Genomic DNA, 14,738 nt, shown 5'->3' with positions numbered 1-14,738 from the left:
TTAATTTCCGGCTTTTGGATGTGCATTTCCAGCGTATGAAAATGCGTATTCATCAACTCTATTTTTTCCAGTCTAAACAAGCATTATTTGACTTATTCATTCCGGGCGCGCGCCAAGTTCAAGTTGTGTTGTCATTTTTTCCCCATCCCTGTAATACTCAAGTTCTATCTCGTCACCCGGCTGTTTCTCACTTATATGTGCTATGATCTGGTCACTGTTGTAGACTTCAACCCCGTCGACTCCTACGATGATATCCCCGTTGATGAAGATTATTTCGTCATTGATCTTTACTTCTTCTGCACTTTTCAGCCCGGTATCCTCGGCAGGTCCGTCTTCCACAACAACCACGACCATTACTCCTCTGGCTGCCTCATCATTAAGGTCCATGAAATCTGCTGCTCGGGGACTTACAGGTAGCATCTGTATACCGATCCAGGAATGTTCATATTCTCCTTCTTCTATTATGGCATCGGCAACCATCCGGGCTTTATTGGAAGGTATAGCAAAACCCAGATTATCTCCGCTACGTGCACGGTTGACCCCAATCACTTCCCCTGATAGATCAATGAGGGGACCTCCCGAATTCCCCGGATTTAACGGTGCATCAGTTTGTATCACGTTGGGAATGGAAAATCCGTTTGTTGTCGGCATTGTCCTGCCCGTGGCACTGACGATTCCATGAGTCACACTCCCCTCAAGTCCGAAAGGCGTACCTATAGCCATCACCATCTGGGCAGGATTTATCCTGGATGAGTTGGCCATTGGCAGAGGATAGGGTTGGCAGTTATCATCAGAAGGTACTTCATCGACCTTTAATACCGCAATATCAGAATATATATCGGTACCCGTGATCTCAGCATCCATTGCAACCCCGTTGCTGAAATATACTTCTACGGAATCAGCATTTTCCACGACATGCTGGTTCGTTATGATATGGCCTTCTGCATCATAAAGAAACCCCGATCCGCCACTTCTGAATTGGTCTCCGTCGATTTCCCCTTCAGCCCTTATGGAGACGACCGAGTCAAAAACAAGTTTGTAAAGTTCTTCATAGGTCTCCTCGGCGGTGCCATTGATATTGATTACGCCGGTAACATCACTCTCATGTTCATTAATTTGTGTGCTTCCCAGACTTGCCTCATCATAAAGCACGGTAGTCAGGCTGATCCCGAGAACAAAACCAATCAGGAGGAATAATATTGCTATCAGGGGTAGTGTACTCCCCCTTTCCTCCTTAAGCAACGAAGTTGAAAATTGCATCATTAGGTATACCGTTGGGCTTGTTTATTGCCTTTTCTCTTTCTTTTTCAAAATCTGGAATATATACTGGCTGCCAGTTGTTCGAGTTCCTCTCTGTCAGGGTTGGAATCTACGATGGTATGCATTGACCCCCCACCATCATTTTCATAACGGGGTATTATATGCACATGGACATGAGGTACAGTTTGCCCGGCGACCAGACCATTGTTAATCCCAATATTAACTCCTGGTGCATCAGTAACTGCGATGACTTTTTTAGCGATCCTGTTGACAGAAGCGAATAATTCGGCTGTGTTTTCCTCGTTCATTTCCAGAAAACTGGTTATGTGTTCCTTTGGCAGGACGACGGTATGGCCTCTGGATGTCGGATAGATGTCCAAAAAAGCATAGGAATGTTCATCTTCATACACTTTATGTGAGGGAACTTCTCCATTTATGATCCTGCAAAATAAGCATTCCATTATTATCACCTGCTTTTATTGTTTGCTTTTATTTTATAATAATTCTGGAGTCTTCATTCGATGTAACTGTTGCAAAAGTGGGATTTTACATAATTTACAGTTGACCTATAAAGGATGGAGAATCTGCTGTATCAGATCCCAATTGATCGATCCGGTCGAAAGTTGAAAAGTTTTAATCCACGGGTCTTCTGACCAGGGAGCCGTCACGCATCTTGATCGTTATATATTTGCCTTCTTCCCCGGTTTCATATTTGTTGTAACGCAAAACCTCGAATCTGCCGGCATCTGTGAGTTTCCTTATTGTGCGTATATCTTCGCGGCCGATTTTCCCTTTATTTGCAGGTGGGTCAATATTGGCCTTTTTCTTTGAATATATGGTCCCGCCTTTCATATCCGCCCCGACATGGCTGCCTGCATCCTCTGTCAGCAGTATTCCGTTTTTCATGTATGCACCGGCAAAGGCTTCACATTTACCCTCTACGTAAACTGTTCCACCATTGAGATGGGCTGCAGTATTCATGCCGCTATCCCCTTTGATTAGCAACATTCCTCTTTCCATCAGCAATCCGCTTCCGTTGCCTGTATTTCCTTCTACTGTTATGCTGGATTCACAGTTGCAACGGGCTGCCAGGGTATTGCGCAGGATTCCATCATTGAGCAGGAGATTATTTCCTTCCAGTTTGTTTAGCAGAAGTTTTTCCTGCAATTCCTTGCAGACCAATTCCGTGATTGACACGAATTTGCGATATCCTTCCCTATCGGATTCCACTTCCACTATATTTCCCATGGGTTCCCTGATGTCGCCCTTTATGTATAGGTTGCCGGCTACCATCCCCATCCCTGCTTCAGCGCCAACGTTACCGTCGATTATGATGTTGCCTGCATTTTCTGTCTTACCGTTGCCTCCAAGATGGGATATGCTGGTGCCCATTCCCTGTGCAAACCTTTTTCCGACATCACCTATAATCTGTACAGTACCTTCCTTTTTGAGATGATCGACTATTTCCCTGTATGTGTAATCTGTGCCTTGCTGGTAGGGGATGAGAGAATCCGGGTTGAAATCACTATTCCAGCAAAAGTTGTAAGTATAGTCACAGAGGTTGTCCGGCTGATTTGATAGTTCGATCGTGATCATGTTTCCACCTTTAACCATGAATGAGTGCAGGCAGACAGCGGGTACAGACCCAGATGCTTTCTTTTCCATGTCTCAGGGGCATCAGGTATCTCTCGTTTTCATCTTTGCCACACTTAAAGCAGTTTATTGATCCGGCTTCGGTGTCTTTATGGTTTTTCTCCTGCATTTCTTTGACTGCCTGTGGATTGAAATCCATGGTCTGCCTTTCTTCAATTGATATTGCGTCCTGTGGACAGACTCCGATACAAAAACCCATGCCATCGCACAGTTCTTCAGATACGACTTTAGCCTTACCGTCTATTATCTGGATTGCACCCTCGGCACAGGGGCTGACACATTTTCCACAACCATTACATTTTTCCTCATCGATTTTGACTATCATCCGATTTACCATTTTCAAACCTCCTTTAATGATGTGTACCTTCCACAACTTCAATACCTGCATTTTCCAGGGTCTGCCTTATTGAGTCCACATGGGGACATTGCGGATAATTTTCCATCTGCATACAGGAACTGAGATGTACTGTTTCCACTCCGTATTTTTTCAGGGACCGGGCAAGCCTGAACACCCTTCTCCCCGGGCATCCGCCGCATGTGAAAAATGCGGTCATTTCTGTATTTTCATCGTAATCACTAAAAGCAACTGTTTTTTCATTGAATGCCTTGAAACACCCTATTCCCGGGCAGGCTTCTGCAACGATAGCACAGCGAACTACTGCTATTTTCTTGTTATCTGGCATTTGAATTCTCCTTTTGTGCATTATCCAGTGCAGAGTCCACACTTTCCCGGATAATATAGCCTGCTTTGTGCAATATGGTGTCCCCGATTTCAGGATCATTATCCATACTTGCAGTACAGGGATATGCATGGTGGGCAGAGGAAACTGTCTCCTTGAAATCTACAGCTTCGGTATAGACAAGTTTACGGGCAACAAACCATGTGCATCCGCAGGGGGCATCCCTGATTACCCGTGCGGTTGTGATTTCCTCATTATCAAGTACTATTTCGATATTGGGTTTACCAAATCCCATCTCCACGAATCTATCAATCACAGGTTGGCCTGTTTTCTCAAGGCTGCAAAATGGCTTGGGGAAAGCATATTCGATTCCCTCGTTCTGTAGTTTTTCTGCAACCTGGCGGACAAGGCCTGCCGGGGCAAGTTTGGGATTTTCAACAGGTGCAATCACGCCTTTTGCATGTGCTTTTTTCGCAACTGTTGGCAGGATAGCAAACAGGTCAGGATGCAGGTCCATTGCAAGGAGCAGGTCACAGGGTTTCAGGTCAGCAGGCAGGTATTCTTCCGGCTCTTCTACAAATTCAGGCAGATCTGCGGGCAGTTCATGGATTTCTGTAAGGAACCCGGAATAGGATTTGCGTCCCTGTCGACAGTGATCGCAGGCTTCCCCGCAGGATGCGCAGAACTGATCGGAATTTATGAGATTGCCCAGCACCTTTTTCCCGAATTCCCCGCTGTACAGGACACTTATTCTTATTGGTTGCGGATCTGCTAAGGTACGACCCCCTGGATATATTTTCTATACCAGGTATATTAGTAATACTATTATATAAAGAAGGAAGTATCTATTCAGATACCGCCCAATTCAGGAAGCCAGGCAATCTTGATTATGTACAGGAGGACCAGAATCAATATTGCCAGCAGGATCAGTTTTTTCATTTTGCAAAAGAAAAACCCGACAGATTTGCCGATTTTGAATATAAAATCCATTCCACCACCATACCACCTATTGTTTTCACTCTTCCACTACACGCAGGCGGTTCATTACATCGCCTGGCTTGATATTATATGCGACATCCATTCCCTCGATGACCTTCCCGAAAACCGTGTGCATACCGTCCAGGTGGGATTGAGGGGAATGGGTTATGAAGAATTGGCTTCCTCCGGTATCCTTGCCTGCATGGGCCATTGACAGGGCACCTTTTGTATGCTTGCGGGGATTGATCTCACATTTGATCGTATAACCCGGCCCACCTGTTCCATCGCCCTTGGGGCATCCTCCCTGTATCACAAAATCAGGGATAACCCTGTGAAAGTTCAGGCCGTTATAGAATCCCTGCTTGATAAGTTTTTCAAAATTGGCAACCGTGCGGGGTGCATCATTTTCGAATAATTCAAGCACGATGTCTCCCTTGTCTGTCTCGATAATGGCTTTTTTCATTTTGAAACTCCGTTTTAATTTCATCTTGTGATTTGGATGATCGGTTTATAGTTATTTCGCTGATGTTATTGTATTGATATCGGAATCCTTCTGGCCTGTGATCCGGACAATCTCATCTTCCAGTTCCCACAACATCCGATACGCCGCTTTCATCGGTCTGTAATTATCTCCCTCTCCACATAATTGACATCTCTGCAATATTATACAGTAACAGCAATGTTGTCTTCTATTATATTTAAAGATACTATTAAAATAAGAATGCAAAGCTTGAGAAGTGGTCACAAAATAATGGCCGGGATAAAAAAAGAAAATGGAAAGGAGAGTAGATAAAAGTAATACCCGGAGGTATTACTTTGCAAGATCGTAGTTCTGGTTTACGATCTTCAGGGCGCAGAAGTTTCCGCACATGGTACATGCATCTGTGTCTTCCGGTGCACGGCTGTTCCTGACATCACGTGCAAGTTCCGGATCGAGTGCCAGACTGTACATCTTCTCCCAGTCAAGTTCACGGCGTGCCCTTGCCATTGCCAGATCCTGATCACGCTTGTTGAGTTTGACCATGTCACCAACGTGGGCTGCGATCTTGGATGTCTTGACACCTTCAATAACATCTTCCTTATTTGGCAGGGCAAGGTGTTCTGCAGGAGTTACATAGCACAGGAAGTCACAGCCAGCTGCTGCGGACTGGGATGCACCGATTGCGGTAACGATGTGGTCACGTCCCGGAGCAACATCTGTGACAAGTGGTCCGAGCATATAGAATGGCTTGTGGTCACTCATGGATTTCATGAGTTTGACGTTCATATCCACCTCGTCCAGTGGAACGTGGCCGGGACCTTCTACAATAACCTGGAGATCATATTCGTCGTGGGCCCTCTGGGCACATTCGGAGTTGATGATCAGTTCCTGGATCTGTGCACGGTCGGTTGCATCGTGGACAGCACCCGCACGCATTCCGTTGCCTGTTGAAAGGGTTACTTCGTGTTCCTTGAGGATTTCACAGAGGTAGTCGAAGTCCTTGTAAAGGGGGTTTTCGGCTTCATTGTGAAGCATCCAGGAACTCATGAAAGCACCGCCACGGGAGCAAAGTCCGCCATAGCGGCCATGGGCTTTAAGCCTGTCCAGTACGATGTTGTTGATACCGGTGTGGATTGCCATGAAGTTTGTACCGAGTTTTGCCTGTTCCTCGGTTGCGTTCCACAGGTCGTCTTCTGTCATGTGGACGATGGAACCGTCCCTCTTGGCTGCTGAGATAAAGGCCTGGTAGAGTGGTACTGAACCTACGGACAGATCGATTGCGTCACAGACCTTTTTCCTGATTCCGAGGAAATCTCCGCCGGTACCCAGTTCCATAAGGGTGTCTGCGCCGGCTGCCTGTGCTGCCTTTGCTTTTTCAATTTCAAGATTATCGTCGACGATATCGGAAGATGCTCCGATAGAAGCATTCACTTTTGTAGTAAGTCCTTCTCCAATACCACACGCTCTGATGTCCCTGTAGGGGGTAACAGGTATAACGATTCTTCCGGCTGCAATTCCGCGGCGCACAAGTTCAGGCTCAACACCTTCGATTTCTGCAACCTTCTTCATCTCTTCGGTAATAGTTCCGTTCTTGGCATCTGTTACGATTGACATGTTTTTACCTCGTTTTAATGATGGGAAATGGGTACATATTTTATTTAAATCTTATTAAAAAATCAAGTTGTATTGATGTAAAGTACGTTTGAGTTTGTTGCTGGTTCGGGTTTGATTGCAAATGTGCAATTAGTTAGCAACATGTCGGTATTGCCTTTAAATCAAGTAGTATAAAAAGGAATTCTCACGTAAATATCAAACTAATATTTCTCAAAAGTAAAGTGTATTTGTCTAAGAGTCCCCTTTGGCCAGTTTCACCTTTGCTGGCGGCGAAGGGTACGCATTGTCTCCCTGTGGAGGGATACTACAAGATCACTTAGCATTCCGAATATGAACATCTGGATTCCCGAAATAATGAGCAATGCTGTCAGGATGGTCATCGGTATATGGGTAATACCTATCATCCATTCGCTTACGACATAGATTCCCAGTAATATGCCACAAAGAGTAAGTATGGCACCGATTATCCCGAAATAGAACATCGGGTTGTGAAACTTGGCCATTTTATAGATCGTACTGCCAATCCCAAAACCATCAGTCAGGGGGTTGAGTTTCGTATCTCCTTCATCAGGACGCGGCCTGTAGGCGATTGGAACGACTTCTACGCGATGCTCTTTTTTCATGCTGTCAACGGCAATCTCTGATTCGATCTCAAAACCCGTCTCATGGAGTTCCAGTTCCCGGATTGCCTGGTTTGTGAATCCCCTGTAGCCAGACAGGATGTCCACAAGATTTTTCCTGTAAATGATACTAAAAAATTTATTAAGCATCTTGTTGCCGATCAGGTTCAGTTTTGTAAAAGCACCCGGATCAAAATCTGCAAACCGGTTGCCAATAACATGGTCTGCCCTTCCTGTCCCCAGGGGTTCAAGCATTGCATGAACGTCTTTTGCAAGATAGGTTCCGTCCCCGTCGATCATAATGACATAAGGGTCATCTATCATCGCAAGGGCGTCCTGGACAGCCTGGCCTTTTCCTTTCCCTGTCTGGGCAACAACTCTTGCGCCCATATTTTTGGCAATTGCCTGTGTGTCATCCGAGCTATTGCCATCAATAACAAAAATATTCCCGAAACCTTCGGTATTGAAATCTTCAATAAGCTGGCCGATGGTGGCACCCTCATTCAATGTGGGGATGAGGATGCAAACATCTTCCCTGTAATCTTCAGTCACGTTATTCCCTTTAAAGGAGGCCCATATTGTCCAGCTGTTGTCTTACTACTTCTACTCCTTCTTCGCAGTTTTCCGGGGATTTGCCACCGGTAACCACCAGTTTTCCGGAACTGAAAATCAGTACGACAACTTTTGGTTCATCGATCCTGTAAACGAGCCCGGGGAACTGTTCAGGTTCATATTCGATATTCTCAAGACCGAGTCCGATTGCGATTGCATTCAGATTGAGCACAGCTTTGAGATCAGCGGATGCAACAATGTTCTGTACGGTGATATCCGGTTTTTCAAGGGTATCTATGCCAATGCCGTTGAGCTTTTTGGCCATGTCCGCAATTACTGTGTGTACATCATCTACGTTTTTGGCACCTGTACAGACCACTTTCCCGGAAGTGAAAACAAGAAATGCCGCCTTTGGGTTTGATACGCGGTATACGAGACCGGGGAATTTCTGCTTGTTATATTCTGCTCCTTCAAATTCAGCTTCGATCTTTGTAAGGTCGAATTCCTCGGCAAGTTTGGTGGAAGCTACCACATTTTCTATTTTAATGTTATAATCTGTCATATTCTCAGGTCCTTGAAAATTGAAGCAAATAATTCCAGATAGTTTATATATTCTTATAGTTTCTTAATTTAAATACCTATTTAAATAGCTTTACCTTCTTCTGCCTTCCGCAGACCCTTGATAACAGCATCATACTTGCTTTTGACTCTCTCTATAAGGCCACCTTCCAGGTTACGATGGCTTGGGACAAGGATATCCGCTTCCCTTCCGATTTCCTCGCCTGAAGTGTTTGTTTCGTAATCCGGGGCAATTAGTATTCCATCTTTTGAAACACCGATGTGCAGATCTTTAACAATGCGTGCCACCATCTCGGTTTCCGGGGTGACCCTGCCACTTATGGTCATGGCTTTTGATCGGTATTCATTCTTAAGTTCCTCGAGCATCTCCAGGGTTTCCTTTACTCTGGCAGGATCTCCCTCACTTTTCAGTATATTAACAGCTTCTGCAAGATCGTCAAATGTAGTGGACCCGGCTTCGATTATCTCTCCTGAATAATGCTTTTCCACATCTTCCTTATATCCCCGGGAAATAACCATTTTGTAAATCGTATCAAGAGTCTGAAGTTCTTCCTCGGTAGGATTATAAGCATCTACCATTCGATAATCTTTGATTCCACACATCTGTGCCAGGGATTCATACATTGGGGTAAATCCGACAAACCTGCGTCCAAGCCAGCGGTCAAGTCCTTCTTTGCCACTTTGTTGTTTTGAAAGTTCTATCATCTTGTTGCGGATAAGTTCGGGCTTATTTTCCTCAAGACCGAAATAATCTGCAAAAAGAGGGGTGGTGGAGAGTAGTTTTGTCCTGCCGTGAGGGGTGCTTTCAATAAATCCCCGATTTTGTAATTCCTGGATATGATCATATGCCTTGTTGCCGCGCATATCCACAATATCCGATTGTACTACGGGCTGGTGATAGGCTATCATGGAAAGGGTGCGTAGCATCGGAGAACTCAGTTCCCTGGGTGCAAAAGGGCGTATGGTATCAGAATACTTTGATCTGACCTGCATGACATATCTTTCACCCAGATCCACGATCTCCAGTCCAGATTCTCTTTCTTCATATTCCCGGAGGAGGGTTTCTACAATTTTTGTGACCTGTTTTTTATCTTTGTCAAGTATCTTTTGCAGCTTTTGTATCTCAACTGCACTGCCTGCTGCAAAAAGTGCAGCTTCAACAATTTCCCTGTCGGACATTTTTCAAACCAACCCCTTTCAAACAGACTGCTCTTTATTTCCATAAGAGTATATATACAATTCTCCGAAGAGTTCATCCTGTCTCAAACAGATTTTCCTCTGGGAAGCCATGAAAAGGAGGGATAGGTAGGTCATTACCCTTTCTGAACGGGAGGGTATAGGATATGTGATCTCAGTAAAACTGACCTTCTCTTTCCCGTGCAGAATCTCTTCAATTATTTCTTCCAGGTCTTCGACACGCCCCTTTATGTCTTCCTCATGAGCAATACCGAGTACATCTTCAGTGGTAGGCTCCTCTTCCATGTGGAGGACACGTTTTTGTCGCCTCTGGGTTCTTCTGGATTCAACGTTTTCTGCCTTTTTCAATTCGTTTATAAGTTCCTGCAGGGTAACAGGTCTTGTAGCAGCACGGCGGATAGGTAATTTGGGTACGGGGTAGTCTTCCTCATCCTGAAATTCGAGATCGTCATCAGGTATCTCTTCATCGGGTTCTTCATCTTCTTCCTGTATGATACCTGTGGATTTCATCCTGAGGAGAATGGAAGCATAAAGCAGTGTCCTGCCTGATATCCTGAGATCCATTATCTTCATTTCTTCTATTTTTTCCAGGAATTTATCTGTAATCTCTACAATATCAATATCCCAGGGATTGATACTTTCACTTTTTACAAGATTTACGAGGATTTCTACAGGTTCACAGAGCACATCATCTGATAATTCCAGCTCGGCTTCGTCAACACCCAGTTCTTTCAACGTTTTCAGGAATTCAGGGTCAATACCCTGTCCCATGTTTTCCAGCAACGGGATTTCATCGTTTTTTACCGATGTACTGTTCACCGTATTTTCACACCCGTAATACTTGTGATATTATCCTGCTGCATTGTTACACCGATTGTGCGCTCGGCAGCTTCTATCATCGGTTTTCTCAAAGAGACAACTATGAACTGGGCATTGTTTGCCGCCTTTTTAACACGCCTGGCAACCCTTTCAGCATTTGCTCCGTCAAGGAACATATCGATCTCATCAAAAGCATAGAATGGTGCGGGACGGTATTGCTGGATAGCAAACAAAAATGCAAGGGCAGTGAGACTTTTTTCTCCGCCCGACATTGCTTCAAGCCGCTGCAGGGTTTTGTCCCGGGGCTGGGCTTTGAGGGTCATGCCCCCGGAGAAAGGGTCTTCCTCATTGTCCAGTACAAGTTCCCCGACACCATCGGAAAGCTCATTGAAGATTTCCTTGAAGGCATCATTGATGCCATTATAGGTCTCCATGAATGTCTCCTTTTTAAGGTTATCATACTGGTCGATACGATCCAGGATCTGCTCTCTTTCATTGAACAGGATCGCCCTGCGGCTTTTGAGATCAACAATTCTCTGCTCCACTTCCTCATATTCATCTATTGCACGCATATTCACAGGTTCCAGGGCTTCCATTGCCTTTTCAATCGAAGTTATCCTTGTACGCACGGTTTCGTAACCCGGGACTTCATCAGTCTCTTCAAGGCCGCGACGTGTAATCTCTTCGCGGAGCTGTTCAATTTGTTCCTTCACGGCATCCAGTGTGGCCTCAAGTGCCATTTTCTGGTTCTCTGCCTTCTCATAGCGGCTTTTGACCCTGTCAACTTCATCACGTTGGGTTGAGTAGGCCATTTCCTTGTTTTCCCTTTCTCCCTGAAGCTGGCGCAGTTCACCTGTGAGTTCTTCTTCACGTTGTTTCTTTTCTTCCAGTTCGCTTTCCAGGGACGTGATCTTATTCTTTAGTTCTTCTATGCGCTCTTTTAGTGTGCCCTTTTTCTCATCCATCTGGGCGATTTGTTCCCGATTTTGTTCCATTTTCTCGGTTGCGTATTTTTTATCGAGTTCAAGAGCGTTGATCTGCCCGTCAATATCCCTTATCCTTCCGTCCAGGCGGCGCAGTTCCTCGTCCAGGGCTTCTGCCTGCTTATTGAGCTCGGGAATTTCTGAATCGGCGAGTTTTTCCTCGATCTGCGTTATGTTCTGTTGCAGGGATTGTTCCCTTTCTTCCAGATGCTCTTTCTTCTCAACGGTTTCATTCATCTCCGTTCGCATCTGCTGGCGTTCTTCCTCGATCTGCCTGAGTTCCTCGTCCTTGCTATTGAGCAATTTTTCAAGCGTCTCTCCGCGATTACCAATCTCCTCGAATTGCATCTGTTTGCGCGCGATCTCGTTCTCATACTGCTGGATTTCCTTGTTGGTGTTTGAAATATGTCCCTCGGTAGTATCCAGTTTATTGATCGCATTGCTTCTGCGTGATTCCAGTTTGGTAAGTTCCTCGGATATCCTGACAAGTTTATCTTTTTCAGATGCTGCAAATGACAGGCCGGACTTGCGCTGGGAGCCACCGCTCATTGCCCCGCTTTTTTCAACGATCTCGCCCTCCAGGGTCACCATGCGCAGCCCGCCCATCAGTTTTCGGGCGTTTTCAAGGGTATCAACAACAAGGGTATCCCGGAATACATACCAGAAGGCTGCTTCGAACTTCGGGTCAAAATCTATAAGATCAATAGCATAACCGATTACACCTTCCCTGTCGGAGAGGTTTTTGTAGGGTCTGCGTGCTTCCATCTTATTCAGGGGCAGGAAGGTCGCCCTGCCTGATCTCTGGCGTTTCAGGTAAGCAATAGCCCGGGAAGCATCTTCGTCCGTATCCACCACAACAGCCTGCATTCGTCCTCCTGCAGCTATTCCCAGGGCGGTTGAATATTTCTGGTTTACTTTCCCCAGCTCTGCTATGGTGCCATAAATACCGGGCAGGCCATGTTTGTCTTTTTCTTTGATTACCGCGTCTACTGCCCGGGAATACCTGCTTGTATCCTCTGCTGCCCTCACACGGGCTTCAAGCATTGCATAGTCCTGTTGTTTGCTGCGTATGTCACTTTCAAGGTCGCTGACAACTTTTTTTATCTGAGAACGATTGCTTTCCAGGTCATCCAGGTCTTTTGTCAACCCTTCTATTTTTTCGTTGAGTTTGTCAATATCATACTGGACGGATTTGGTATCACTTTCAGAGGACTTGGCCTTCTCCTTTGCCTGCCTGATCTCATCTTCTATTTCTGCTACGTCTGCGGATTTGCGACGCAGGGAATCCAGCAATCTATCCTCGTTACGCATGAGCTCGTTTTTCTGGGTTTTTAGCTGTTCCAGTTCGTCCTTATTTGCAGAAAGTTCGTCCCTTGTTCGCGCAAATTTTTCATCCACACCGGCGATCCTGCTCTGCAGTAACATCCTCTGGGTACGTTTTTCAGAAATTTCCGATTGCAGGGTTTCCTTCTGGAAATTATGTTCTTTTATCTTTTCCTCGATGCCATCTACCTTGCCCTTTGATTCATCGATTTCCAGGAAAAACCTGCGTCTTGCGGCATCGATCTCATCGATTTCCTGGCCTGCATATTCGATACGATCGCTGCATCCCGAGATTTCTCCACGAATCTCTTCAATTCGTCTTTTAACCTCGATCTGCTCATCTTCGCCCATCTTCTGGATGCGCTGGTTAAGCAAGCGTAATTCTTCTTCCCTTTGTTCCAGGACATCTTTTTTCTGTTTAAGTTCTGAGGAGATTTCTTCCAATTTTTCCTGCTGGGCGTCGTATTCCTGACTGACTCCTTCAAGTTCGGTTTTGGCATCCTTGAGTTTAGAGAGCAGCACGAAACCCTCAAACTTCATCTTTTCTTCCTTGAGGGACTGATATTTGACAGCCTGGTCACGTTCTCCCTGGAGTTTTTCCTTTTGCTTATCCACTTCATCTATCAGGATATCTGCCCGTTCAATGCGCTCCCTTACAACTTCAAGTTCATTGAGGGCTCTCTCCTTCTTATTGTCAAACTCTGCTACTCCTGCAATCTCATCTATGATCTTGCGTCGCTCCCCGGCGGTCATTGTGATTATTCGTGTGACGTCTCCCTGCATTACGACATTGTATCCTTCGGGTGTGACCCGTGCCTTTGCAAGATAATTGTGCACATCACCAAGACTTACCGATTTGCCGTTGAAGTAGAAATAGCTGTAGTAACCATTGTCTGTGCTACGTACCTTCCGGCTGATTACGACTTCATCGTTATCAACGGGAAGTTCCCTGTCCTTGTTATCAAAATAGATGGTAACCTGGGCATTGTCCGGATTTTTGCTTTTTTCCCCGTTATATATGAGGTCGGTAAGTTTTTCCGCCCTCAATGTCCGGGAGCTGGATAATCCCAGGACAAAAAGTATACCATCGATTATATTGGATTTTCCACTTCCGTTGGGACCTGAAATAGTTGTGAAATCATCAAAAAAAGGGATTTTTACTTTTTTCCCGAATGATTTGAAATTCAGAAATTCTATCTTTTTAATATACACGCCAATCCTCTTTGGGCTTTAGAACGATTTCTTCTTCCTGACGATTATTTCAGAGTCCTCGTCCTTGTTTTCGACAGTTTCGTATTCGCATTCGCTTTTATTTTCCAGAGGTCCCTTGTCCCCGGCAATTATGTATTCACAGTTCTCATTCTGGGCTTCTGGCTTGATGGTTTTTTCCACTTTGCGATTCTCACTTTCGGCAACGATGTACTCATCCTTTTCCTCTTCAGAAACCTCATCTTCCTGATTATTCTCAGGAGGCATCATTTTGTCGACATCCCTGATCTGGAAGTGCATACGAGGTTTTCTTTTTTCCTCGGGTGAAGACCGGGATTTCTCAGGGGTATCGTTACCGGTTTCTGCAGGTTGGGGTACAGGCTCCTTTTCCTCGGTATAAGCATCCGGACTGGCTGTATCTTCTTCATATTTGCTCCATGCGTCGGGCTCCTTTTCCCCTGTTTGCTGTTTGTTTGCCATCTCAATTTCCCGGATACGTGATTTCTGGTCCAGGAGTTCCTCAAGGATTCCATTTATGTTTGTAGAAATTTCCTTGAGCTGTTGCTCAAGTTCGACCAGTCTTTTATTTATATCCATATCATTTCTCAATTCTTCCCGCAGTTCTGTTATAATAGAACTCTTGAGGTTTGTTTTGATATCGGATATTTCCTCTTCTTTGTTCCTGATCTGCTTTTCAAGACGTTCAATAATTAAATCTCTCTGCCCGGATTCCATCCAATTCCTCGCAAAACGTTCATTCCCTCAATATTAATATGATTTATTTATTCTT

The 14,738-nt window shown here is 45.1% G+C and carries 15 protein-coding genes; all 15 read right to left on the bottom strand.

Features of this window, described 5'->3' with window-relative positions:
• Positions 1-96: 96 nt before the first annotated feature.
• A complete protein-coding gene (locus EFE42_RS05370) occupies positions 97-1,263 on the bottom strand; it encodes a S1C family serine protease (RefSeq protein WP_123136274.1) in 1,167 nt (388 codons plus the stop codon).
• Positions 1,264-1,307: 44 nt separating this feature from the next.
• On the bottom strand, positions 1,308-1,721 hold the full coding sequence (locus EFE42_RS05365; RefSeq protein ID WP_123136273.1) for an HIT family protein: 414 nt from the start codon (positions 1,719-1,721) through the stop codon (positions 1,308-1,310).
• Between the two features lie 172 nt (positions 1,722-1,893).
• Entirely contained in the window at positions 1,894-2,856 is a 963-nt protein-coding gene (locus EFE42_RS05360; RefSeq protein ID WP_123136393.1) for a formylmethanofuran dehydrogenase, read from the bottom strand.
• Between the two features lie 10 nt (positions 2,857-2,866).
• Positions 2,867-3,250, bottom strand: coding sequence for an ATP-binding protein (locus EFE42_RS05355; RefSeq protein WP_123136272.1), 384 nt, complete (start codon positions 3,248-3,250; stop codon positions 2,867-2,869).
• A gap of 13 nt (positions 3,251-3,263) precedes the next feature.
• Complete coding sequence (locus tag EFE42_RS05350) at positions 3,264-3,596, bottom strand: CGGC domain-containing protein (RefSeq protein WP_123136271.1); 333 nt, start codon at positions 3,594-3,596, stop codon at positions 3,264-3,266.
• Positions 3,586-4,350: a DUF166 domain-containing protein gene (locus EFE42_RS05345; RefSeq protein WP_123136270.1), complete on the bottom strand. Its 765-nt coding sequence runs from the start codon at positions 4,348-4,350 to the stop codon at positions 3,586-3,588. Before EFE42_RS05345 ends, EFE42_RS05350 begins: the two co-directional genes overlap by 11 nt.
• A 92-nt stretch (positions 4,351-4,442) precedes the next feature.
• Positions 4,443-4,583, bottom strand: a complete 141-nt coding sequence (locus EFE42_RS10495) for a hypothetical protein (RefSeq protein ID WP_158599195.1) — start codon at positions 4,581-4,583, stop codon at positions 4,443-4,445.
• 25 nt (positions 4,584-4,608) lie between these two features.
• Positions 4,609-5,034 carry a peptidylprolyl isomerase gene (locus tag EFE42_RS05340; protein WP_123136269.1) on the bottom strand — a complete coding sequence of 142 codons (426 nt, stop codon included), beginning with the start codon at positions 5,032-5,034 and terminating at the stop codon, positions 4,609-4,611.
• A 348-nt stretch (positions 5,035-5,382) separates the two neighbouring features.
• Positions 5,383-6,666 (bottom strand): phosphomethylpyrimidine synthase ThiC, encoded by a 1,284-nt coding sequence (gene thiC, locus EFE42_RS05335; RefSeq protein WP_123136268.1) that lies wholly within the window; start codon positions 6,664-6,666, stop codon positions 5,383-5,385.
• A gap of 254 nt (positions 6,667-6,920) precedes the next feature.
• A complete protein-coding gene (aglJ, locus tag EFE42_RS05330; protein WP_123136267.1) occupies positions 6,921-7,838 on the bottom strand; it encodes an S-layer glycoprotein N-glycosyltransferase AglJ in 918 nt (305 codons plus the stop codon).
• 10 nt (positions 7,839-7,848) lie between these two features.
• A complete protein-coding gene (locus EFE42_RS05325; protein ID WP_013038250.1) occupies positions 7,849-8,400 on the bottom strand; it encodes a TATA-box-binding protein in 552 nt (183 codons plus the stop codon).
• 80 nt (positions 8,401-8,480) lie between these two features.
• On the bottom strand, positions 8,481-9,596 hold the full coding sequence (gene scpB / locus EFE42_RS05320; protein WP_123136266.1) for an SMC-Scp complex subunit ScpB: 1,116 nt from the start codon (positions 9,594-9,596) through the stop codon (positions 8,481-8,483).
• A gap of 18 nt (positions 9,597-9,614) precedes the next feature.
• The gene (locus EFE42_RS05315; protein WP_123136265.1) at positions 9,615-10,433 is read right to left on the bottom strand and encodes a segregation/condensation protein A; all 819 of its coding nucleotides are present in this window, start codon (positions 10,431-10,433) and stop codon (positions 9,615-9,617) included.
• Complete coding sequence (gene smc, locus EFE42_RS05310) at positions 10,430-13,951, bottom strand: chromosome segregation protein SMC (RefSeq protein WP_123136264.1); 3,522 nt, start codon at positions 13,949-13,951, stop codon at positions 10,430-10,432. The genes EFE42_RS05315 and smc overlap by 4 nt, the downstream gene beginning before the upstream one ends.
• Positions 13,952-13,969: 18 nt before the next feature.
• Positions 13,970-14,683: a hypothetical protein gene (locus EFE42_RS05305; RefSeq protein WP_123136263.1), complete on the bottom strand. Its 714-nt coding sequence runs from the start codon at positions 14,681-14,683 to the stop codon at positions 13,970-13,972.
• Positions 14,684-14,738 lie beyond the last annotated feature (55 nt).

The sequence above is a fragment of the Methanohalophilus sp. RSK genome (assembly GCF_003722075.1).
GTDB lineage: Archaea > Halobacteriota > Methanosarcinia > Methanosarcinales > Methanosarcinaceae > Methanohalophilus.
The sequence above is the reverse complement of the archived record's forward strand: the minus strand, read 5'-3'. Positions and strand labels throughout refer to the sequence as shown.

Bases quoted from the DNA above. Each gene is read 5' to 3' on its own strand.
- EFE42_RS05370 (WP_123136274.1), bottom strand. From the start codon at position 1,263: ATGATGCAATTTTCAACTTCGTTGCTTAAGGAGGAAAGGGGGAGTACA.
- EFE42_RS05365 (WP_123136273.1), bottom strand. From the start codon at position 1,721: ATGGAATGCTTATTTTGCAGGATCATAAATGGAGAAGTTCCCTCACAT.
- EFE42_RS05360 (WP_123136393.1), bottom strand. From the start codon at position 2,856: ATGATCACGATCGAACTATCAAATCAGCCGGACAACCTCTGTGACTAT.
- EFE42_RS05355 (WP_123136272.1), bottom strand. From the start codon at position 3,250: ATGGTAAATCGGATGATAGTCAAAATCGATGAGGAAAAATGTAATGGT.
- EFE42_RS05350 (WP_123136271.1), bottom strand. From the start codon at position 3,596: ATGCCAGATAACAAGAAAATAGCAGTAGTTCGCTGTGCTATCGTTGCA.
- EFE42_RS10495 (WP_158599195.1), bottom strand. From the start codon at position 4,583: ATGGATTTTATATTCAAAATCGGCAAATCTGTCGGGTTTTTCTTTTGC.
- EFE42_RS05340 (WP_123136269.1), bottom strand. From the start codon at position 5,034: ATGAAAAAAGCCATTATCGAGACAGACAAGGGAGACATCGTGCTTGAA.
- thiC (WP_123136268.1), bottom strand. From the start codon at position 6,666: ATGTCAATCGTAACAGATGCCAAGAACGGAACTATTACCGAAGAGATG.
- EFE42_RS05325 (WP_013038250.1), bottom strand. From the start codon at position 8,400: ATGACAGATTATAACATTAAAATAGAAAATGTGGTAGCTTCCACCAAA.
- scpB (WP_123136266.1), bottom strand. From the start codon at position 9,596: ATGTCCGACAGGGAAATTGTTGAAGCTGCACTTTTTGCAGCAGGCAGT.
- EFE42_RS05305 (WP_123136263.1), bottom strand. From the start codon at position 14,683: ATGGAATCCGGGCAGAGAGATTTAATTATTGAACGTCTTGAAAAGCAG.